The 19,995-nt window shown below is 61.7% G+C and carries 21 protein-coding genes; 10 read left to right on the top strand and 11 right to left on the bottom strand.

The window, feature by feature from the left end; translation table 11 throughout:
* Window positions 1-147 precede the first annotated feature (147 nt).
* The gene (locus tag NHH88_13285) at window positions 148-342 is read left to right on the top strand and encodes a hypothetical protein (GenBank protein ID USX16691.1); all 195 of its coding nucleotides are present in this window, start codon (window positions 148-150) and stop codon (window positions 340-342) included.
* A gap of 36 nt (window positions 343-378) precedes the next feature.
* On the opposite strand, the gene NHH88_13280 is transcribed toward NHH88_13285, so the two are convergent.
* Window positions 379-1,089 (bottom strand): Crp/Fnr family transcriptional regulator, encoded by a 711-nt coding sequence (locus tag NHH88_13280; GenBank protein USX17339.1) that lies wholly within the window; start codon window positions 1,087-1,089, stop codon window positions 379-381.
* A gap of 234 nt (window positions 1,090-1,323) precedes the next feature.
* Window positions 1,324-2,493 carry a 4-hydroxybenzoate 3-monooxygenase gene (locus NHH88_13275; protein ID USX16690.1) on the bottom strand — a complete coding sequence of 390 codons (1,170 nt, stop codon included), beginning with the start codon at window positions 2,491-2,493 and terminating at the stop codon, window positions 1,324-1,326.
* Between the two features lie 118 nt (window positions 2,494-2,611).
* On the opposite strand from NHH88_13275, the gene NHH88_13270 reads away from it, so the two are divergent.
* On the top strand, window positions 2,612-3,505 hold the full coding sequence (locus tag NHH88_13270) for a helix-turn-helix domain-containing protein (protein USX16689.1): 894 nt from the start codon (window positions 2,612-2,614) through the stop codon (window positions 3,503-3,505).
* On the opposite strand, the gene NHH88_13265 is transcribed toward NHH88_13270, so the two are convergent.
* Window positions 3,502-4,275, bottom strand: coding sequence for a helix-turn-helix domain-containing protein (locus NHH88_13265; protein USX16688.1), 774 nt, complete (start codon window positions 4,273-4,275; stop codon window positions 3,502-3,504). The genes NHH88_13270 and NHH88_13265 overlap by 4 nt on opposite strands.
* Window positions 4,276-4,414: 139 nt before the next feature.
* Between NHH88_13265 and pcaH the strand changes: the two genes are divergently transcribed.
* The 4 genes from pcaH to pcaD are packed head-to-tail and all read left to right on the top strand — an operon-like array spanning window position 4,415 to window position 8,308.
* A complete protein-coding gene (pcaH, locus tag NHH88_13260; GenBank protein ID USX16687.1) occupies window positions 4,415-5,107 on the top strand; it encodes a protocatechuate 3,4-dioxygenase subunit beta in 693 nt (230 codons plus the stop codon).
* Between the two features lie 11 nt (window positions 5,108-5,118).
* Window positions 5,119-5,640: a protocatechuate 3,4-dioxygenase gene (locus NHH88_13255; protein ID USX16686.1), complete on the top strand. Its 522-nt coding sequence runs from the start codon at window positions 5,119-5,121 to the stop codon at window positions 5,638-5,640.
* Window positions 5,641-5,658: 18 nt separating this feature from the next.
* Window positions 5,659-7,038 carry a lyase family protein gene (locus tag NHH88_13250; GenBank protein USX16685.1) on the top strand — a complete coding sequence of 460 codons (1,380 nt, stop codon included), beginning with the start codon at window positions 5,659-5,661 and terminating at the stop codon, window positions 7,036-7,038.
* A gap of 7 nt (window positions 7,039-7,045) precedes the next feature.
* Window positions 7,046-8,308 (top strand): 3-oxoadipate enol-lactonase, encoded by a 1,263-nt coding sequence (pcaD, locus tag NHH88_13245; protein ID USX16684.1) that lies wholly within the window; start codon window positions 7,046-7,048, stop codon window positions 8,306-8,308.
* An 18-nt stretch (window positions 8,309-8,326) separates the two neighbouring features.
* Here pcaD and NHH88_13240 read toward each other — a convergent pair whose 3' ends face one another.
* Complete coding sequence (locus NHH88_13240; GenBank protein USX16683.1) at window positions 8,327-9,349, bottom strand: porin; 1,023 nt, start codon at window positions 9,347-9,349, stop codon at window positions 8,327-8,329.
* Window positions 9,346-10,611 carry a C4-dicarboxylate transporter DctA gene (locus tag NHH88_13235; GenBank protein USX16682.1) on the bottom strand — a complete coding sequence of 422 codons (1,266 nt, stop codon included), beginning with the start codon at window positions 10,609-10,611 and terminating at the stop codon, window positions 9,346-9,348. Before NHH88_13235 ends, NHH88_13240 begins: the two co-directional genes overlap by 4 nt.
* 259 nt (window positions 10,612-10,870) lie before the next feature.
* Here NHH88_13235 and NHH88_13230 point away from each other — a divergent pair, with 259 nt between their 5' ends.
* Window positions 10,871-11,734, top strand: a complete 864-nt coding sequence (locus NHH88_13230) for a MurR/RpiR family transcriptional regulator (GenBank protein ID USX16681.1) — start codon at window positions 10,871-10,873, stop codon at window positions 11,732-11,734.
* A 63-nt stretch (window positions 11,735-11,797) separates the two neighbouring features.
* Here NHH88_13230 and NHH88_13225 read toward each other — a convergent pair whose 3' ends face one another.
* The 3 genes from NHH88_13225 to NHH88_13215 are packed head-to-tail and all read right to left on the bottom strand — an operon-like array spanning window position 11,798 to window position 15,013.
* Window positions 11,798-12,982: an ABC transporter substrate-binding protein gene (locus NHH88_13225; protein ID USX16680.1), complete on the bottom strand. Its 1,185-nt coding sequence runs from the start codon at window positions 12,980-12,982 to the stop codon at window positions 11,798-11,800.
* Between the two features lie 19 nt (window positions 12,983-13,001).
* A complete protein-coding gene (locus NHH88_13220) occupies window positions 13,002-13,964 on the bottom strand; it encodes a PDR/VanB family oxidoreductase (protein ID USX16679.1) in 963 nt (320 codons plus the stop codon).
* Window positions 13,961-15,013 carry an aromatic ring-hydroxylating dioxygenase subunit alpha gene (locus NHH88_13215; GenBank protein USX16678.1) on the bottom strand — a complete coding sequence of 351 codons (1,053 nt, stop codon included), beginning with the start codon at window positions 15,011-15,013 and terminating at the stop codon, window positions 13,961-13,963. The genes NHH88_13220 and NHH88_13215 overlap by 4 nt, the downstream gene beginning before the upstream one ends.
* A 130-nt stretch (window positions 15,014-15,143) precedes the next feature.
* Between NHH88_13215 and NHH88_13210 the strand changes: the two genes are divergently transcribed.
* Window positions 15,144-15,668, top strand: coding sequence for a MarR family transcriptional regulator (locus NHH88_13210; protein USX16677.1), 525 nt, complete (start codon window positions 15,144-15,146; stop codon window positions 15,666-15,668).
* Here NHH88_13210 and NHH88_13205 read toward each other — a convergent pair.
* The 3 genes from NHH88_13205 to NHH88_13195 form a co-directional block, all read right to left on the bottom strand.
* The gene (locus NHH88_13205) at window positions 15,661-16,080 is read right to left on the bottom strand and encodes a DUF4177 domain-containing protein (GenBank protein USX16676.1); all 420 of its coding nucleotides are present in this window, start codon (window positions 16,078-16,080) and stop codon (window positions 15,661-15,663) included. The genes NHH88_13210 and NHH88_13205 overlap by 8 nt on opposite strands.
* A gap of 176 nt (window positions 16,081-16,256) precedes the next feature.
* A complete protein-coding gene (locus NHH88_13200; protein USX16675.1) occupies window positions 16,257-16,622 on the bottom strand; it encodes a DUF4844 domain-containing protein in 366 nt (121 codons plus the stop codon).
* Window positions 16,623-16,746: 124 nt separating this feature from the next.
* Window positions 16,747-17,646 carry a LysR family transcriptional regulator gene (locus tag NHH88_13195; protein ID USX16674.1) on the bottom strand — a complete coding sequence of 300 codons (900 nt, stop codon included), beginning with the start codon at window positions 17,644-17,646 and terminating at the stop codon, window positions 16,747-16,749.
* Between the two features lie 128 nt (window positions 17,647-17,774).
* Here NHH88_13195 and NHH88_13190 point away from each other — a divergent pair, with 128 nt between their 5' ends.
* Both NHH88_13190 and NHH88_13185 read left to right on the top strand, forming a co-directional pair.
* Window positions 17,775-18,953, top strand: a complete 1,179-nt coding sequence (locus NHH88_13190) for an ABC transporter substrate-binding protein (protein ID USX16673.1) — start codon at window positions 17,775-17,777, stop codon at window positions 18,951-18,953.
* Between the two features lie 22 nt (window positions 18,954-18,975).
* Window positions 18,976-19,995, top strand: coding sequence for an aromatic ring-hydroxylating dioxygenase subunit alpha (locus NHH88_13185; protein USX16672.1), 1,020 nt, complete (start codon window positions 18,976-18,978; stop codon window positions 19,993-19,995).

Here is a 19,995-nt window from a genome sequence, read left to right as displayed (position 1 = left end):
CATGAGAAAACAGTATATAGACCCTAAAAAGACTGGGAAAGGAAGATAAACGAGCTTGCTTAGAAGAAAATTGGAAAAGAAAGTAGCTGTGCGCCAACGTGGTACACCGCACAGCCGGAGTTTTGTGGCGAGGCCACAATAAGACCCATGGATACTTCAAAAGCCCCCAAACATACGCCCGCCGCGCGCGCCCTACATCGCCAGATGATGGCGGTTCAGCGAACCATGTCCGCGCCGACGGTGGAGGAATCGATGCTGGCGTCCAAATGGGCGATGGCCTGGTACTCTCTGGTGCAGCGCAAGCTGGATCAACTCCAGCATGCGCCGAGGTACCTGCACTAAGAAGTTTGAAGCGAAGAAGTACGGATAGAGAAGCTGTTACGCGGCGACGTAGCAACCGCCGGCACGACGTTCCATGCCGCCGCGATCCAGAACGGTCACGGTGCCGCGACGGTATTCGATCAAACCTTCTTCCTGCAGCTTGCCCGCCGAGCAGGTGATGCTCTCGCGGCGCACGCCCAGCATATTGGCGATCATCTCCTGCGTCACTTTCAGTTCATTGGAAGTGGAGCGGTCCAGGCGTTCCAGCAGCCAGCGGCACAGGCGCTGCTCGATGCTGCCGTGACGAACACCGGCCACCGTTTGCGCCAGTTGGGCGAACAGCGCGCTGGTATGGCGCATCAGCTGCTGCGCAAGGGCGCCACCGCTGAAGAAGGCTTCGCGCAGCACGGCCGATTTGATGCGGTAGCCGTAACCGGCGCTCTGCACCACCGCCGAGCAGTTGGCGCGTTCGGTTTCGTACATCGACACGCCAACCACGCCTTCACGGCCAACGACCGCGATCTCGGTCGCGCCGCCGTCTTCGGTCACATATTGCAGCGAGACGATGGCGTTGGTCGGGAAGAAGGCGTATTCCATCTTGTCGCCGAAGTCGAACAAGTGTTTGCCGGCGGTCAGAGGCACCAGTTCGAGGTGGTCGAACAGGCTAACCAGCTCCTCACGCGACAGGGCCCGCAGCAGTTCGTTCTGCTGTGCGCCGACGATGCTGATGGCAGGCGACGGGGCAGCGGCAGGGGTAACTGCGTGCATTGCCAGTACTGCGTTGCCGGTAGCGGTGTTGTGAGTAGCTTGTTGCATGGCGAGCCTCTTATAGTGTGTTTTATTCCGGTAGATCGTTGCCGACCTGATGGATACACTATATCCCCGCTATGTGCGCTAGCTCATAGGAGCGCGTAGGAAGCATATGTAGGCTAGGAACATAGCACTTTGTCATCCCAGTCCTACGCAGTCTCTCTTGTATTCCTACCCTGCCCCAAGTGGGGTTTAAAACGCCCCGACGTAGTTCTCCGCCAGCGCCGTGGCCATCGCGCGCGAAGTGACGATATTCTCCAGCTCCGCGCGCTGCATCTCGCGCTCGAACGGCGTGGACTCCGCGAAGGAATGCAGCAGCCGGGTCATCGTCCATGAAAAATATTCCGCGCGCCAAATGCGCTTGAGCGCATCGTCGGTGTAGCTTGCAAGCCTCTCGTCGCTGCCCTTCTTGTAGAACTGCTCCAGCCCGCGCGCCAGCAGCTTGACGTCGGAGACGGCCAGGTTCATGCCCTTGGCGCCCGTCGGCGGCACGATGTGCGCCGAATCGCCGGCCAGGAACAACCGGCCCGATTGCATCGGCGTCGACACGAAGCTGCGCATGCCGATGATATTTTTCTGGAAGATCTTCCCCTCGTTGAGCTTCCAGCCGTCGTGGTTTTCCAGGCGCGCATGCAGCTCCGCCCAGATCTGATCGTCCGACCAGTTGTCGACGTGGTCCGATGGGTCGCACTGGAAGTACAGCCGCTGCACCGTCGGCGATCGGGTGCTCACCAGCGCGAAGCCGCGTTCATGCTGCGCGTAGATCAGTTCCTCGGACGACGGCGCCGATTCGACCAGGATGCCGAACCAGCCGAAGGGATAGATGCGCTGGAAGTTCTTGCGCTGCTCCTGCGCCGGCATCGCCGGGCGGCTGACGCCATGATAGCCGTCGCAACCGATCACGAAATCCGCCTCGATGGAACGCGCCTCGCCGCCGTGCATGAAGGTGGCCGACGGCGTTTGCGTGTCGACGCCGTGCAGCGCCACCTCGCTTACTTCAAACAGGATCTGGCCTTCGGCGGCCAGGCGCGCCGCCACCAGGTCCTTGATCACCTCGTGCTGCGGATAGACGGTGATGGCCTTGCCGGTCAGACCCGTCAGGTCGATGCGATGGCGCTTGCCGCCGAAAGCCAGCTCGAAGCCGTGGTGCAGCGCGCCCTGGCCGCGCATGCGTTCACCGACGCCGGAGTCGTTCAGGATATCCATGGTGCCCTGTTCCAGCACGCCGGCGCGGATGGTGGCCTCGATGTCGGCGCGGGAGCGGGTTTCGACGATGATCGACTCGATGCCGTCGAGGTGCAGCAAATGGGATAACAGCAGGCCGGCCGGGCCGGCGCCGATGATGGCTACTTGGGTACGCATGGTTGTCTCCGATATGGTTATAAGTGCATGCCGCCATCGTAGCGCCGCCCCGCTCTAAAAAAAATGGATGAAACGGCATAAAACTTGTACTATTTCGACAAACATCGGATTCCAGACCATGCCCTCCCCAGCCAAAGAACCACTCGCCGAGATACCAAAGTTTGCCCTCTACGGCGAGCAAACCCGCACGGAGAACGCTGAATTCGTCCACATAGAGCTGATCGAGACGCGCAGCCGCATGTACGACTGGCATATCGATAACCACACCCATCCCGGGATGTTTCAGGTACTTTTTTTATTCGGCGGCGAAGTGCGCGCCAGCGTCAACGACGCGTTGTGGGAGCGGCGCGGCCCGGCCGTGCTGACCATCCATCCGTCGGTGGTGCACGGCTTCGACTTTTCGCCCGAGGCGCAGGGTTACGTGCTGACGGTGGACCAGAATGTGATTTTCTCGGGGGCCGACAACCAGGGCGATTTGTATTCCACCCTGTTCGTCGAGCCGCTGGCCATCGATCTGGCGGAGCTGCCGGAGGTGCGCACGCGCCTGGAGGCGCTGCTTCAGCAATTGCTGGCGGAGGCGGCCTGGCCGCAATACGGCCACACGCTGATGCTGGAGTGGCTGGCGCGCGCCGCCCTGCTGTTGCTGGTGCGCGTGCAGGCCGACCACCGCTTCGCCGACCAGTCGGGCCGGGGCGACTTTGAGTTGTTCAGCCGCTTCAGGGCGGAAGTGGAACGTCATTTCAAGGAGCAGTGGCAGGTTGGCCAGTATGCCGACGTGCTCAAGGCGTCGCCGGTGCGCCTGAACCGCCTGTGCCTCAAGCTGTCCGGCAAATCCGCGTTCGACATCACGCAGGACAGGTTGATGCTGGAGGCGTGCCGCAAGCTGACCTACGTCCCGGCCAGCATCGCCAGCATCGCCTATGAGCTGGGCTTTCAGGATCCGGCGTACTTCAGCCGCCTGTTCAAAAAACGCATGGGCCTCACGCCCAAGGAATTCCGCAAGAATGACTAAAGCAAGGCGTTTAACTCCACCTGCATCTTGATCAGCGCCGGCAGGCAGCGTTCCACCATCTGGTCGAGCGGCATGCGCGCCGCGTGGACGCTGATGTTCATGGCCGCCACCACGTCGCCGCGAAAATTTTTCAACGGGACGGCCATCGTGCGCAGTCCCAGCTCCAGCTCCTGGTCCACCAGCGCGTAGCCCTGCGCCCGGGCGCGCGCGATTTCCAGCGCCAACCGCTCCTTGCTGACGATCGTATGCTCGGTGATCTGCTCCGGCCGCACGCGGGCCAGAAAAGCGTCCAGCTGGTCCTGCGGCAGGCTGGCCAACAGCACGCGGCCATTCGCGGTGCACCAAGCCGGCACCCGGGTCCCGGGCTGCAGGGTGGCGGACACCAACTGTCCGGCGCTGACCGCCGCCACGCACACCAATTGATCGTGATCGAGCACGCCGACCGATGCGGCCTCCCCCACCGAATACGCAAGCCGGTACAACAGCGGCTGCGCCAGACGCGGAAGGCGCGCCGAATGCAGGTAGGACTGGCCGAGCCGCAGCACCATCGGCGTCAGCGAGAACAGCTTGTTTTCATGCCGCATATAACCCAAATGCGTGAGCGTGATCAGGTAGCGACGCGCCGCGGCGCGTGTCAGGCCGGTGCGCTCGGCCACTTCGGCGATGCTCAGGCGGCCGCGCTCCTGGTCGAACGCCTCGATCACCTGCAAGCCTTTTTCGAGGCCGGCGATCATATCGCGCTTGGCTGGAACGTCGTTTTCGGTGCTCATGACAGAGAAAAATGTGGATTTGGGCGATATTCGCACAAATTGTGCGTATAGCGAATATAACACGCCCATGGTGGCTTGTGATGGCAGGCCCGCTTTCGTACCATCAGCTGCAGAACAAACCTACTTCAGGAGACCTGCAGTGAAATTCGATGCTATCGCGCCCGGCGTCTATCCGGAGCTGATTTACCCGGAATATAAATCCACCCTTAAACGCGGCCCGGTGCAGCCCGCACTGCGCATCGTCGCGCCGGTCCCGGTAACGCAAAACATCGCACCGTCGCCGCGCATCCTGCTGCCGAACGATATGGACCTGACCGCGCACGGCGAATCGGAACCGCTGGGCGAGAAGATCGTCGTCACCGGCCGCGTGCTCGATGAAGACGGCAAACCGGTACGCAACTCACTGCTGGAAGTCTGGCAGTGCAACGCGGCCGGCCGCTATCGCCACAAGCGCGATCAGCACGACGCGCCGCTGGACCCCAACTTCAACGGCTGGGGCAAGATGATGACCGACGACGATGGCCGCTACCGCTTCGTCACCATCAAACCGGGCCCGTACCCATGGGGTAACCACGACAAGGCCTGGCGCCCGGCGCACATCCACTTCTCGCTGTTCGGGAACGTGTACGCACAGCGCCTGGTCACGCAGATGTACTTCCCCAGCGATCCGCTGTTCGACTACGATCCGATCTTCCAGAGCATTCCGGACCTGGCCGCGCGCCAGCGACTGATCTCGCGCTTCAGCCTTGAGCACACGGTCGGCGCCGAAATGCTGGGCTATGAATTCGACATCGTGCTGCGCGGCCGCGACGCCACGCCAACCGGCATCTGAGGGGAACCGACATGACCAATCCAGCAAAACCTATCACCACATCGCAGACCATCGGCCCGTTTTCGCACGCGGCATGGCAATGGGCGGTGGACCTCAGCGACGCCGCCAAACCGGTCGACGTCATCACCATCAGCGGCACCATCTACGATGGCGACGGCGTGGCGATCAACGACGCGCAGATCGAAGCATGGCAGCCAGCGGCAACCGACGCGGAAGCATCTCAGCCGTTGGCCGGCTTCCGCCGCGTGCCAAGCGGCGAACAGGGCGAGTTTACTTTGCGCCTGTCGGCCATCCCGCAGGCGCCGGGCCTGCCGCTGGCCTATATCACCGTGTTCGCGCGCGGTTTGGTTAAGCACCAGTTCACCGCCGTTTTCCTGGAAGACGACGCCGGAATCGCGGAATCGGCGATACTTGAGCAAATTCCGGCGGCGCGCCGCCCCACCCTGCTCGCGGTCAAAACCGCCGATGGCCAGTACCGCTGGAACATCCACATGCAGGGCGCGCAGGAAACCGCCTTCTTCGACTATGTTTGAACCAGAACTGGAGCAGCAGTGAGTGTATCGATTTTCGACAGCTTCCTGACCACCACCGACATGATCGCCGTGTTCGACGACGCGGCCATCGTGCAGGCGATGTTCCGTTTCGAGGAAGCGCTGGCGCAGGCCCAGGCCGATGAAGGCATGATGGATCCGTCGGCGGCGCGCGCCATTGCCGGCGTCTGCAACGCGCAGCTCTATGACATCCCCGCCATCATCAACGCCGGCCGCCGCGCCGGCAGCCTTGCCATCCCGCTGGTCAAGGAACTGACCAAGACAGTGGCGCTATACGACGCGGAGGCCGCCGGCAAGGTCCATTGGGGCAGCACCAGCCAGGACGTCATCGACACCGCCATGGTGCTGGCCACACGGGACGCGCTGCAACTGCTGGACGACGGCCTGCACGACCTGACCGGCCATCTGCTGGAACTGGCGGAGCGGCATCTGGCGACGCCGGTGCTGGCCCGCACCCTGATGCAGCCGGCCCAGGTGACCAGCTTCGGCTTCAAACTGACCGGCTGGCTGGCCCCCCTAGTGCGTGCGCGCCTGCGCCTGCGCGAAAGCGCGTCGCGCGCGCTGCAACTGCAATTGGGCGGCGCCGTCGGCACGCTGGCGGTGATGGGAGAACAAGGTCCTGCTGTCGCCAACCGTGTCGCCGCCGCGCTGAAACTCAAGGTGGCCGATGCGGCCTGGCACACCCAGCGCGACGAGTGGGTACGTTTGGGGCTGGAGGTGGCGGTGTTGTCCGGTAGCCTGGGCAAGATCGCCACGGACCTGAGCCTGATGGCGCAAGGCGAAATCGCCGAAATGGCCGAACCGTCCGGCAATGGACGCGGCGGATCGTCGGCCATGCCGCACAAGCGCAACCCGGTATCGGCGATGATCGCGCTGGCCGCCGCCACGCGCACGCCGCAGCACGCGGCGGCGCTGTTGGCCAGCATGGGTCAGCAACATGAGCGGGGCCTGGGTAACTGGCAGGCGGAACTCGCCGAGTGGCCCAACCTGTTCCTGAGCGCCCACGGCGCGCTGCAAGCACTGAACGACGCCTTCGCCGGCCTGCACATCGACGGCGCGCGCATGCTGCGCAATATCGATTCGCTGCAAGGATTGGTGTTCGCCGAGGCGGCATCTGTCTATCTGGCGGCCACCATCGGCAAGCAGGCGGCCCACACGCTGCTGGAAAAAATGACCGGCGAGGCGCTGTCCAGCCAGCGCCACCTCGCCGACGTACTGGAGGAAGCGGTGAAACAGGACGACAAGCTGCGCGCCAACGTCGATGCGGCGCATCTGCGCACGCTGTTCGATCCTGTCGCCGCCACCGCGCCCGCACAGCGGCTTGCGCAACGACAGCTGCAAAGCCTGCGTGGCGATATCGCCACGCTCAACCAAAAGTGAAGACACCATGAGCTACGATCCCATCGACCACGACTTCGAACGTGGCCTGAACAACCGCCGCGCCATCCTGGGCGACGCGTGGGTGGACCGGTCCCTCGGCAACGCCAACAACTTCAACGCCGATTTCCAGAACCTGATCACGCGCTTCGCCTGGAACGAGATTTGGGGACGTCCGGGCCTGGAACAGAAAACCCGCCGCGCCATCGTCCTCTCCATCACCATCGCCCTGGGGCGCTGGGAGGAGTTCGACCTGCACGTGCGCGCCGCGCTGCTGGGCGACGAAGCCAATCGCCTGACGCCGGACGAATTGAAGGAAGTGCTGATTCAATCGGCCATTTACGCGGGTGTGCCTGCCGCGAACACCGCCTTCACGCACGCGCTGGTGATCCTGCGCGAAGTCGGCCCGCAGATCGGCTACGAACTCGAACCTGCCGCGCCCACCAACGCCAGCCACCCCGGCGTCGGCCGCGAAGGTAGCACCCAAGCCAAGCCATCGCTGCACTACACCGTGCGCGAACCGCGCAACGGCAAGGCGCCGCGCCACACCGTGGTGCTGAGCCACGCCATCGGCTGCGACCTGACGATGTGGGACGGGCTGGCGAACCAGCTGGCGGAAGATAGCCGCGTCATCGCCTACGATCACCGTGGCCATGGCAGCTCGGAGTCGCCGGCGGGCGCGTACACCATGGCCGATCTGGCCGACGACGCGGCCGCGCTACTGCGCGAGCTCGATACGGGGCCTGTTGTGTGGGTGGGTTTGTCGATGGGCGGCATGGTCGGCCAGGAGCTGGCGTTGCGCCATCCTTCGCTGGTGCGCTCGCTGGTGCTGGCCAATACCACGTCGGGTTATCCGCAAGCCGCGCGCGACGCCTGGAAGCAGCGCATCGCCACCGTGAACGAGAGCGGCATCGAAGCGATAGCCGATGCCGTCATGGGGCGCTACTTCCACGATGGCTTCCGCGCCGATCATGCGGCGACCGTCGCCCGCTTCCGCCGCCGCGTGGTCTCGACCGACACGGTCGGCTACACCGGCTGCTGCAACGCGGTCGGCACGGTCGACACGACCGCGCGTCTGGCGGCGATCCAGGCTCCAACCCTGGTGATCGCGGGCGAGCTGGATCAGGGAACGCCGATCGACATGTCGCAAACGCTGGTGGACGGCATCGCAGGCGCGAAGCTGGAGATACTGAAGGAAGCCTCGCACCTAAGCTACATCGAGCAACCGCAAGCGTTCAGCCAAACGGTCCGCTCGTTCATCGCGGACCTCTAGACTGACCGGGGAGGCGCCTTAGAATCTATGGTGTATCCCGACACCATAAAAATTCACCGACGTCGCAGCCTTGCGCTGCGACGCATCGGCATACAGGAACGTCCGCGTCGACAGGTTGTACTCATACCCGACCCCGATCTGTTTGGTCGGCACGACGCCATCGGGCGTCTTGCGGCCATAACCGGCCAACAGCGTTCCAGGGCCGATATCCAGATTCGCCCCCACCACCCAAGCCTTGGTCACCGAATTAAAAGCCACGGTGCGATCCTGGTCCTGGCTCTGATAAGAAGCCATCAGCTTCAGATCGCGCCTTGGCTGAACCGAGGCCGCCACCGACCACAAACGGGTTTCGGCGGCATTCCGTTCCGATGCCAGCATCGCCCCGAACATGCCCGCCTTGTACACCAACGTGGCCGAATATGGATTGCTGTTCAATTTCGAATTGGCAGGATACTGCGGAGCCGCTGCCGTTCCGCGCCCGATCAGCACCGGATTGCCAAGCGCCTCCTTGCTGGCGACGGTGACATTGAGCTGCAACCCCGCCAAAACCGGCGAATTATAGAACACCGCATTTGAAAAACGATTCGCCGACGACCCGGCCGGATCGAGCGGCTGGCTGTTGTAGCCCGCCACCATCAAGTCGGTCTCAAAGCCGGCGGTGCTGGGCGTGCCGCGAAACGGCTCGAATGCAACGTTCGAGTCCTGGTAAGCGGTCAAGCCGCGCCCGATCCGCACCGTACCGAAATCGCCCTGAAGACCGACGCGGCTCTGCCCCTGGAACAGCGGACGCGATACCCCTTCGACGGTCCCGATATCCGGATCGTAGCGTATCTCCAGCTGGAACAAAGCTTTCAAGCCGTTGCCCAGATCCTCCACGCCCCTGAAACCAAGCCGGTTGTTATCGCGCCGTCCCTCGGTCAACGCGCCGCCGGTCTTCTTCGACACGCCCAGATCGATGTTGCCATACACGGTAACCCCGGACTGTGCCTGCGCAGCGCCGCCAGCCGCCAACATCGCCAGCGCAAAAAACGATTTCTTCATGCTTTTTCCTTTCCATTTAAAACCGCGTGCGCCCGCTCGCGATCGATATCCTTCTCCCATACCGCCACCACCACCGTCGCCACGCAATTGCCGATCAAATTACCGGCTGCGCGCGCGATGCCGATGAACCAATCGACCGACAGCACCAGCACCAGGCCGACCACCGGAATGGCGGGTATCGCCGTCAGCGTGGCGGCCAGGATCACGATGGCGGAACCGGGTACGCCATGCGCGCCTTTGGAAGTGATCAACGCGATCGCCAGGATGGACACCAGGTCACCCGTCGCCAGCGGCGTGTTGGTGGCCTGCGCGATGAAAACGGCGGCCAGCGTCAGGTAGATCGAGAACGCATCCAGGTTGAAGGAGTAGCCGGTGGGGATAACCAGTCCCACGGTGGAATCCTTGATGCCCATGAACTTCAGTTTGCGCATCACCTGCGGCAGCACGCTGTCGGAGGAAGCGGTGCCCAGCACGATCAGCAGTTCCTCGCGCAGGTAGCCGATCAACTTGAAGATGTTGAAACCGGCCGCCCGCAAAATGGCACCGAGGATGACGAACACGAAGATGATCACTGCCCCGTAGAACAGCAGCACCAGCATGGCCAGCTGCTTGAGCGAGCCGATGCCGTATTTGCCGACCGTGAAGGCGATCGCGCCGAACACGCCGATCGGCGCCAGCTTGATGATGAAGGACATGCACTTGAAGAAGGCGGTGGCCAGGCCGTCGATCAAGGTCGCCACCGGCTGCGCCTTCTCGCCAATGAGCGACAGCGCGCAGCCGAATATAATGGAGAACAACAGCACCTGCAGCACGTCGCCGGAAGTGAAGGCGCTGACAACGGTGGTGGGAATCAGCTTGAGCATGAATTCGGCCAGACCGGCCTTGCGCACGCCTTCCGCGTTATCGACATAGCTGGTCAGCGAGCTGGCGTCGAGCGTGGTGGCATCGATGTTCATGCCCGCTCCCGGGTGGAAGACATAAGCCAGCACGATGCCCAGCAACAGGGCGATCGTCGTCACCACTTCGAAATAGATCAGGGCCTTCAGTCCCACCCGTCCGACCTTGCGTAATTCGCCCGCGCCGTGGATGCCCTGCACCACCACACAAAACACGATCATCGGCACGATCATCTTGATTAATTTGATGAACCCATCGCCCAGCGGCTTGAGACTCCGACCGATATCCGGGTAGAACACCGCCAGCAATATGCCCGCGCACATTGCGACGATGATCTGGCCAAACAGTGATTTGAAAAACCGCATTGCAATCCCTCCCTAGTTATTCAACACGCACAAAAAATACCTTTGGTTTCTTTTCTCAAGCCCGTTCGATCTCTGATAATTGTTTTTCACTTCTTAATTCATTGAAAATTGTTTTTCATCCAGCGTCAACATTTTCCTGTCGCTTGCATCGAAATATGCGCGGCGTAGTCGCATTCCGCCGACAACCGCAAACGCCGTGGCGGTGTATATTGGCGCTGCGGCGGGTGATCCTTACGCGCTTATCCCTGGAATGCGATCAATGACAAAAAAAACTCCTTTCATAGACAGCCTCTCGACGACGATCAAGCAGCATCTGGATCAGCTGCCGCAGGCCGAAAAGCGCCTGGCGAATGTGATATTGGAGTCGCCCGGCCAGCTGGCCAGCTATTCGGCTTCTGAGGTGACGCGTATGGCGGGGGTATCCAACGCGACGATGACGCGACTGGTCCATCGGCTGGGCTATGAAAATTACGACCAGATGCGCCGCCTGGCGCGCGAAGGCAAGGACTGGGGTTCGCCGCTGTATCTGATGGATCGCCGCGAATCGGACGAGGGAGGAAAGGATGGCGGTCCGTTCGACCGCCATGTGTCGGCCAGCGTGCAAAACATCCAGCGCACTTTCGCGGGCATGTCGGCGACACAGGTGGGCGAAGTCGGCACCGCGATCGCCAAGGCGCGGCAGGTGCGCGTGTTCGGCCAACGAAACAACTATTTTTTTGCCGCGTATCTGCGCTGGCAGTTCATCCAGTTTCGCAGCAACGTGTATCTACTTCCGGTATCAGGGGAAACGATGGCGGAGTATCTGGTTGGGCTGCAGCCGAACGATATTTTCATCGTGTTCGGACTACGCAGGCGCACGCCCGGACTGGGAGCGCTGATCGCCGCCGTGGGGCGGGCAGGCGTGAAGACGGTGCTGATCACCGATTCGTCGAATCACAGCGACCTTGGCGCCACCTGGGTGTTGAAGTGCGATACGGTCAGCGCCACCCCGCTGGATAATCATGCGGCGGTGATGGCGCTGTGCCATGTGCTGGCGTCGCAATTGATCGACAAGACCGGCCAGGCCGGCCGCCAGCGCCTCATTAAGATCGAAGAGCTGCATGCGCAACTGAACGAATTGTGACCCTCGTGGCGGCTCTTGGCGGATTACGCTGCGCTAATCCGCCCTACGTGGATCAGCAACGAATCACACGCCCGGGTCGCGCACTTTATCGACCTTGTCGAACTCCACGTTGAAGAAGGAGCCGCCGGTGGCCTCGGCCTTGCGGATATAAACCGTTTGCACAATATCACGGGTGCCGGCATCGATGCTGACCGGACCGCGCACGCTGGTCCACTCCATGCCCTTCATCGCCGCCAGCAGCTTGTCACCGTTGCTGTCGCCCGCGGTCTTCTTGAGCGCCGCATACAGCAGATGCATGCCGTCATACGCGCCGACCGAATGGAAGTTGGGCCGCATCCCCTTGTTCGCCTTGCCGAACGCCTCGACATACGCCTTGTTCTCCGCAGACGGATGCGCGGCCGAATAATGATGGCTGCTGACCACACCCGCCGCGGCCGGTCCGATGCTGGCCATCAGGTCGTCGTCCAATACATCCCCGGTGCAGATCAAACGAATGCCGGCGCCGGCCAGACCGCGCTCGGTGAACTGCTTGAGCACGGCCGCGCCCTCGCCCGAAGGCACGAACACAAACAACGCGTCCGGCTTCAAGTCCTTCACCTTGGCCAGGAACGGCGCGTAATCGGGATTGCGCAACGGCGCGCGCAGGCTCTCGACCACTTTGCCGCCACCCTCGTTGAAGTCCTTGACGAATACCTTCTCGGCGTCCAGCCCGGGACCGTAGTCGCTCACCAGGGTCACCACGGTCTTCATCTTGTTCTTGGCGGCCCACTGCGCCATCGGCGCGGTCACCTGCGCGAGCGTGAATCCGGTGCGCACGATATACGGCGAGTGTTGCGGAATGACCGACGTCGCGGCGGCCATCACGATCATCGGCACCTTGGCCTGCGTCGCCACCGGCGCGGCGGCGAAGGCCAGCGGCGTCAGGCCGAAGCCGGCCAGCACCTGCACCTTGTCGCGCGAGACCAGTTCCTGTGCCAAACGCTTGGTGACATCCGGCGCCACCCCGCCGTCGTCCTTGAGGATGATTTCGATCTGCCGCCCGGCGACGGTGGAGCCGTTCTGCTGCATGAACAGCTTGACGGCCGCCTCGATCTGGCGGCCGGTGGAAGCGAACGGTCCGGACATCGGCACGATCAGACCCACCTTCAACGGCTCGGCGGCTGCGGCGACGGCCGGCAGCACGCCGGCGGACAAGGCGGCAGCGCCCAGCAGGATGTGACGGCGATGCGTATTGATATTCTCTGACATGGTGTCTCCTTCTTGTTTTTTATAGGTCGAGCACGAGGGTGGGGCTTTTGGAACGGGAACAGCAAGGGGTGAACTGGTCGTTGGCCGCCTGTTCTTCTTCGGTCAAATACAAATCGCGATGATCCGGCACGCCTTCGATCACGCGTGTCAGGCAAGTGCCGCACACGCCCTGCTCGCAGGAAGCCGCCACAAACACGCCGGCGTCGCGCAGCACCTGCATCACGGTGATCCCGGCGGGAACAGTGTAACTCGCGCCGGTGGACGATAGCTTGACTTCGAAGGCCTGGTCGCCACCGGTATCAACGGCTGCCGCGCCGAAGTACTCAAGGTGCAGCTGCGCCTCAGGCCACTTCTGCGCAGCGGCAGTCGCCTTCACGTAGTCGATAAAGCCTGCCGGACCGCAAAAATAGATGTGGGTGTCGCGATCCAATCCTGCCAGCAGCGCGGCCAGATCCAGCTTTTGCTCGGACGCGCCGCTATCGTAGTGAAAGTGCACCAGCTCGGCGAAGGGTGAAGCGGCGATGCGCTCGCGGAAGGCCGTACGCTCGGGCGAACGCGCGCAGTAGTGCATCTCGAAGTCCGCACCTTGGGCCGACAGCGCTTCCGCCATCGCCAGCACCGGTGTCACGCCGATGCCGCCGGCCAGCAGCAGGCTGCGTTTGGCCTCCACCAGCGGGAAGTGATTTTTCGGCGCGCTGATGGTCAGCGCCGCCCCGGCATGGATATTCTCGTGCATGCCTTGCGATCCGCCGCGCGACGCCGGATCGCGCAACACGCCGATCAGGTAGCGGTGGGTTTCGTGCGGCGGATTGCACAGCGAGTACTGACGCACCAGATTCGGCCCCACATGCACGTCGATGTGCGAACCGGCGCTGAAGGCCGGCAGCGGCGATCCATCCGCGCTGACCAGCTCATAGCTGCAAATATCCTCCGCCTCGCTGATGCGGCGCTCGACACGGACGTTCAGCAAGCCGGCGCTCATGCCGCCTGCTCCGGCGTCCGTGGCGCATTCTCCTTCTCCATCCACTGATCCAGAAGACGGCGCGACTGCACGCCGCCGGCGTCGATATTCAGCATCAGCAGCTTGCGATCGGGATGGCGCAGGATGTTCTGCTGCTGCAGCTCCAGCATCTCCTGGTCTTCGGCGAAGATCTTGCCCTGCCCTTCGCGTATGGTCGCCGTCAATTCCTTGTCCTCCGGCTTGAAGTTGCGCGCCATGCCCCAGAAGTACCAGTGCGACGTTTCCGTCTCCGGCGTGATGAAGTCGACCACGATGCTGGACGCCTTGAACTTCGGATCGGCGTCGTAGCCGCCATTGCCGGCGTGTGCCACGCCCACCTCGATCATCACGTGCGACGGCGGCGTGAAGCGGCAAACCTGCCAGCGGTCGACCGGCACATCGTCGGCCAGGCCGTTGCCGCGCAGGGCCGCGCGCCAGAACGGCGGCGCCATGATGTTTTCCATATAGCGGCTGGTGATGACTTCCTCGCCCTCGACGCGGGTGTTGACCGGCGCCTCGTCGATCTCCTTCTGGCCGATGCTCGACGCGTGCACATAGGTCTCGTGCGTCAGGTCCATCAGGTTGTCGATCATCAGGCGGTATTCGCATTGGATGTGATACAAGCCACCGCCGTAAGCCCATTCCGGATTGTCAGCCCATTCCAGATGGTGGATCAGGGCCGGATCGGCCAGTTCCTTGTCGCCGGTCCAGACCCAGATGAAGCCATAGCGCTCCTCCACCGGATAGCTGCGGATGCAGGGGAAGCCGCGCACACGCTGGCCGGGCATGCTGATGACCTTACCGTCGCAGCCCATCTCCAGGCCGTGGTAGCCGCACACCAGCTGCCCCTCGCGCACGAAGCCCAGCGACAGCGGCGCGCCGCGATGCGGACAAAAATCCTCCACCGCCGCCACTTTGCCCTCGGCGCCACGGTAGAAAACGATTTTTTCGCCGCAGATCTGGCGGCCCAAGGGTTTGGTTTCAATCTCGTCGGGCGTGCAAGCCACGTACCAGGTGTTTTTTGGGTACATCTTGTCTCCTTGTTGGTTTTCAGCTTAACATTCAGTGTACTGAATATCGTAAAGTATAGACCGGAAAACGCGGAAGTAAACACCCAGGCCCAATTCTTTTCGTATTGCGCCGCACAAGCAGAGATACGCCATGCCAGAAACCGAAAGCACTTTGACCAATTTATACGAACATCCCGGGCACTTGCTGCGCCGCGCGCAGCAGATATCGGTGTCGATTTTCTACGACGAGATGGGCGGCGAACTGACGCCGGTGCAGTACGCGATGCTGCGCAACCTGGCCGGCAATCCGGGCATCGACCAGGTCTCGCTGTCGTCCAGCAGCGGCATCGACACCTCCACCGGTGCGACCGTGTGCGCGCGGCTGGAGGAAAAAGGTCTGCTGGAACGCAAGGTCATTCCGACCAACCGCCGCCAGCGCGCGCTGACCATTACCCGCGCGGGACAACAGCTGCTGGACGATATGATCCCTGGCGCGCAACGCCTGCGCCGCCGTCTTCTGGCGCCGCTGAGCAGCGAGGAGCAGCTGAAGTTCATGGAATTGTTGACAAAGCTGGTGCAGGAGAACAATGAGCAAAGCCGGGCGCCGTTGACTGTACCCTCCGGCGCATCGGCATCGAGCGCGGCGGCTTCGCCCCCGGAGCTGCCGTTCACGTAGATATCGGTCGTTCAAAGATTGCTACCACTTTCTCTACGGATTTCCCCCCGAATAAAAGATCAGGTAAAACGACCTGTACCAAACGCCAGCCCTCCAGGCCCTCTCTGTTCAGGGTCGGCGTAAGGTCGGGCAGCTGAGGCGTTTTGAGGCTGGATAAAAAACCTTGCTTCCACTCAATGTCCAGAGTCTTGTATTCGTAAGTTTGCATAGATAACGATTCCTGGTATTCAAGGTTCTTGACAGCAACTCCAAATGCTCCGGCCAGCGCCTTCTTCGATTGCAGCGAAGCCGTGGCCTCCTTCTCGATTCGCTGCACCGTTCGCAGGTTTAGACCTGACTTACTTGCCAGTTCCTCCTGCGACCAGAACTTCTCTGACCTAAGTTGCTTAACTAACGCGGAGTTGATATTCATTTTTGTGCTATTCAAGGACATTGTTTATGAGAGGCATTTGCATAATTCCTGAAACCTTCAGAAACCGCCACGAATCAGTTACGGCAAAAACACGGCAAACATGCGACAACGTTATGACAGTTGCATAATTTCGTCTAGTTTCTGCTGAGGAGACGTCCGCTTCTGACCGTTCGCCGTCAAATTCCACCGAGGTGGGCACTAAGTAGACCATCGGAACTTTCGATATCTAAAACGTCCATTATGGATTCCAGTTCAGTGCCAAAATGCTCGCGCCCTTCGGTATCCTCGCCCTCAACCAGTTTTAGCGAGCGTTGGAATTCGGTGAGAACCCATAGCTTTGTTGGATTGGCCTCAATCCCACTTATCAATCGACCCAGCAAGTCGTTGAGAACCGTTGACAGGCGAGCCTTCTCTGCAGCCGTATTTTCTCCGGGAAGGGAAGCAAACTTTTCTACCGCTTTCAAGATGTGTAACTTTATCACCGTCGATTCATCAACCTCGATAGGCGCATCAATAACTTCGGACAGCGGGTCATAATTCATACGGGGACTTTAACTTTCTATTCTTGGTGGGTAGCGGCTTGGGCAAGCCGGAGTCGTAAAATTACTTTTTTTACAAGTATAAACTCTATTCGGAAATTCAGATGGTCAAAGCGCATTTGCACAATTAGTCGGCGAACAGCTCCACGATCAGTGAACGCAGCCACGCGTTGGCGCCGTCCTTGGCGAACTTGCGGTGCCAATATTGCTTCAGATCGAATCGCGGTATCTCCATCGGCGGTTCCATCAACTTGATGGCGGCGAACTGCGCGAAGCTCTCCCCCACCGCGCGCGGCACCGTCGCCACCAGGTCGCCGGCCGAGATCAAAAACGGAATCGACATGAAGTGCGGCGTCTCCAGCACCACGCGGCGACGTATCCGCCGGCGTATCAGGAACTGCTCGAACAATTCCTGGCTGCGGCCTTCGGCGCGTATCACCGCGTGGCCCATCTCCAGGAACTGCTTCATGCTCAGCGTCCGGCGGCGCTGATGATGCACGGAGCTGAGGAGACAAACGAATGAGTGCGAGAACAAGCGCTGCTGGAAAAAATTCCGGTTCTTCAGATCCGGAAAATAGCCGACCGCCAGGTCGACATCGCCCTGCTCCAGCGCCAGCGCCAACTCGCGCGGCGGCATCGTCACGGAACAGATGCTGGCGCCCGGGGCGTCCCGCCTCAAGCGGTCGAGCAACCTTGGTAAAAAAGTCATCTCGCCGATATCCGACAGCGCCACCGTGAATTTGCGCTCGGTGGTGGCGGGATCGAACTGCACGCTGGCCAGCACCCCGGTCTCGAGCCGCTGCAGGATATCCCTGGTGGGACTGACCAAAGCCAGTGCGCGCGGCGTCGGCTCCATCCCGTGCGCCGTACGGATGAACAGAGGATCGCCAAGGGCCTTGCGCAATTTATTCAGCGCCACGCTGACGGCCGGCTGGCTCATACCAAGCTTGCGCGCCGCGCCGCTGACACTGCGCTCCTCATGGATGGCCAGCGCCACCGGCAACAGGTTCAGATCGAATGCCGCCATGTTTTTGTCTCCCACCTCAATTTGAAAATCGCATAAACATTATGCAGTAAATTCTATTTTCAAATACGACTACTTGCGTGATCATAGCCTCACAACAAAGCCGTAAAACAACCACAACGGAGACAACCATGTATCGCATTCGACTTGCGCTGGCGGGCGCCCTGCTATCCATCTCTTTGCACAGTCATGCGGCGGAAACGCAGCCGGTGCGCATCGGCGTCATCACCTCGCTGAGCGGTGTGGCAGCGCCTAGCGGCGAGCAAATGAAGGCCGGTATCGATACCTGGCTGCGCATGAACGGCGACACCGTCGCCGGCAGGAAGCTGGAAGTCATTTACAAGGACGATACGGGCGCCCAGGCCGATGTCGCCAAGCGCCTGGCGACCGAATTAATCAGCCGCGACAAAGTCGACATCCTCGCAGGTTTCGTTTTCACGCCCAACGCCATGTCGGCGGCCGCCGTGGCGGACCGCGCAAAGAAACCGATGGTGGTCATGAATGCCGCCGCGTCGACCATTACCACCCGATCGCCGTACATCACGCGCACCTCCTACACCATCGCACAGTCGGTCAAGCCGCTGGCCGAATGGGCTTACAAGACCGGCTCGCGCCGCGTGTTCTCCATCGTCGCGGACTACGCGCCGGGGCATGACGCGCACACCTGGTTCAGCAGCAGCTTCACCGCGCTTGGTGGCACCATCGTCGACAGCGTCAAAGTGCCGCTGACCACCATCGACTTCAGCGCCTACCTGCAACGCATCAAGGACGCCAAGCCGGACGCCATCCACGTCTTCCTGCCCAACGGCCAGCCCATGGTCTCGTTCATGAAGGCTTACAAAGAGAAAGGGCTGGATAAAGCCGGTATCCGCTTCCTTGGCGGCGAAGGCTGGGCCGACGAAGACGTGTTGAACGCCGCCGGCGAGGCGATGAACGGTATCTACACCGCCGGTTTCTACTCGTCGTTCCGTCCCGGCGCCGACAACGCCGCCTTCACGGCGGCATTCGCCAAGACCGTCAACGGCCGTTTCAAGCCCAACTTCCAGGCCGCATCCGCCTATGACGGCATGGCCTTGATCGCTGCCACCCTGACCCGCACCAAAGGCAACGCCGACGGCCCTACTTTCATGGCCGCGCTAAAAGGCTATAAGGCCGCAAGCCCGCGCGGCACGGTCAGCATCGACGACAAAACCAACGACATCGTCCAGACGATCTACATACGCCGCATCGACAAGCTGGCCGACGGCCGCTACGGCGCCGTCGAGATAGACCGCTACGACGGCGTGCGCGATCCCGCCAAACCCAACTAAATCAATCCACAGGAGTAAAGTCATGTTCCCTCTGAATCAATGGTACGTCGCGGGCTTCGCGTGGGAGTTGCAGGACAAACCACTGGCGCGCACGCTACTCAATCAGCCCATCGTTTTGTTCCGCACCGCCGCCGGCGAGATCGCCGCGTTGGAGGATCGCTGCTGCCACCGCAGCGTCCCACTCTCCTGCGGTTCCATCGACGGCGGCGGCATCCGCTGCGGCTACCACGGCCTGCTGTATGCGCCCAGCGGCGTCTGCATCGAGATTCCGGGCCAGGTGAAAATCCCCGGCAAGGCCAAGGTCAAGGCCTATACGTCGGCGGTACGCAACCAGGTGATCTGGATCTGGTTCGGCGCCGATGCCGACAGCCAGCCGCCGAGCCCTCCACCCGAGGTGCCCGCGCACGACGATCCGCGCTACCGCTACAAGGGCGGCGCCTTCCACTACCAGGCGCCGTATCAGCTAATCCACGACAACCTGCTGGACCTCAGCCACGTCGGCTACGTGCACGGCAAAACCATCGGCGGCAACGCCCGCACCCACATGGAAGCGCCGACCACGGTGACTTCCGAGGGCGACAATGTGCGCGTGGTGCGATGGATGAAAGCCTCGCAGCCGCCGGCCACCTACTCCGCCGCCTGGCCGTTCAAGGGCGCGATCGACCGTTGGCAGGAGATCGACTTCAAAGGTAGCCATTTGCAGATCTTCACCGGCGCCGTCGATGCCGGCGCCGAACCGCTCGACGATCCGCTGCGCGGCGGTTTCCATATGCGCGGCTTCCACGGCATCACGCCGGAGACGGACACCACCTCGCACTACTTCTGGACCATGGCCAGCTCCGCCCATCCAGACCAGCCGGACAACGCGGAACTGGTCTACCGCCAGACCGAGCAAACCTTCGAGGAGGACCGCGTGATCATCGAGGCGCAGTATCGCAACATGCAGCAGTTCTCCGATGCGCCGATGGTGGACATCCATGTCGACGCCGGGGCCAATCGCGCCCGCCGCATCATCGCGCTGCACATCGCCGAACAGGCGTGA

The organism is Oxalobacteraceae bacterium OTU3CAMAD1 (genome assembly GCA_024123915.1).
Lineage (GTDB): Bacteria > Pseudomonadota > Gammaproteobacteria > Burkholderiales > Burkholderiaceae_D > Rugamonas.
Note: the sequence above shows the minus strand (reverse complement) of the source record. Positions and strands in the feature narration are given on the sequence as shown.

Bases quoted from the DNA above. Each gene is read 5' to 3' on its own strand.
- NHH88_13285 (USX16691.1), top strand. From the start codon at position 148: ATGGATACTTCAAAAGCCCCCAAACATACGCCCGCCGCGCGCGCCCTA.
- NHH88_13280 (USX17339.1), bottom strand. From the start codon at position 1,089: ATGCACGCAGTTACCCCTGCCGCTGCCCCGTCGCCTGCCATCAGCATC.
- NHH88_13275 (USX16690.1), bottom strand. From the start codon at position 2,493: ATGCGTACCCAAGTAGCCATCATCGGCGCCGGCCCGGCCGGCCTGCTG.
- NHH88_13270 (USX16689.1), top strand. From the start codon at position 2,612: ATGCCCTCCCCAGCCAAAGAACCACTCGCCGAGATACCAAAGTTTGCC.
- NHH88_13265 (USX16688.1), bottom strand. From the start codon at position 4,275: ATGAGCACCGAAAACGACGTTCCAGCCAAGCGCGATATGATCGCCGGC.
- NHH88_13255 (USX16686.1), top strand. From the start codon at position 5,119: ATGACCAATCCAGCAAAACCTATCACCACATCGCAGACCATCGGCCCG.
- pcaD (USX16684.1), top strand. From the start codon at position 7,046: ATGAGCTACGATCCCATCGACCACGACTTCGAACGTGGCCTGAACAAC.
- NHH88_13240 (USX16683.1), bottom strand. From the start codon at position 9,349: ATGAAGAAATCGTTTTTTGCGCTGGCGATGTTGGCGGCTGGCGGCGCT.
- NHH88_13235 (USX16682.1), bottom strand. From the start codon at position 10,611: ATGCGGTTTTTCAAATCACTGTTTGGCCAGATCATCGTCGCAATGTGC.
- NHH88_13230 (USX16681.1), top strand. From the start codon at position 10,871: ATGACAAAAAAAACTCCTTTCATAGACAGCCTCTCGACGACGATCAAG.
- NHH88_13225 (USX16680.1), bottom strand. From the start codon at position 12,982: ATGTCAGAGAATATCAATACGCATCGCCGTCACATCCTGCTGGGCGCT.
- NHH88_13220 (USX16679.1), bottom strand. From the start codon at position 13,964: ATGAGCGCCGGCTTGCTGAACGTCCGTGTCGAGCGCCGCATCAGCGAG.
- NHH88_13215 (USX16678.1), bottom strand. From the start codon at position 15,013: ATGTACCCAAAAAACACCTGGTACGTGGCTTGCACGCCCGACGAGATT.
- NHH88_13210 (USX16677.1), top strand. From the start codon at position 15,144: ATGCCAGAAACCGAAAGCACTTTGACCAATTTATACGAACATCCCGGG.
- NHH88_13205 (USX16676.1), bottom strand. From the start codon at position 16,080: ATGAATATCAACTCCGCGTTAGTTAAGCAACTTAGGTCAGAGAAGTTC.
- NHH88_13200 (USX16675.1), bottom strand. From the start codon at position 16,622: ATGAATTATGACCCGCTGTCCGAAGTTATTGATGCGCCTATCGAGGTT.
- NHH88_13195 (USX16674.1), bottom strand. From the start codon at position 17,646: ATGGCGGCATTCGATCTGAACCTGTTGCCGGTGGCGCTGGCCATCCAT.
- NHH88_13190 (USX16673.1), top strand. From the start codon at position 17,775: ATGTATCGCATTCGACTTGCGCTGGCGGGCGCCCTGCTATCCATCTCT.
- NHH88_13185 (USX16672.1), top strand. From the start codon at position 18,976: ATGTTCCCTCTGAATCAATGGTACGTCGCGGGCTTCGCGTGGGAGTTG.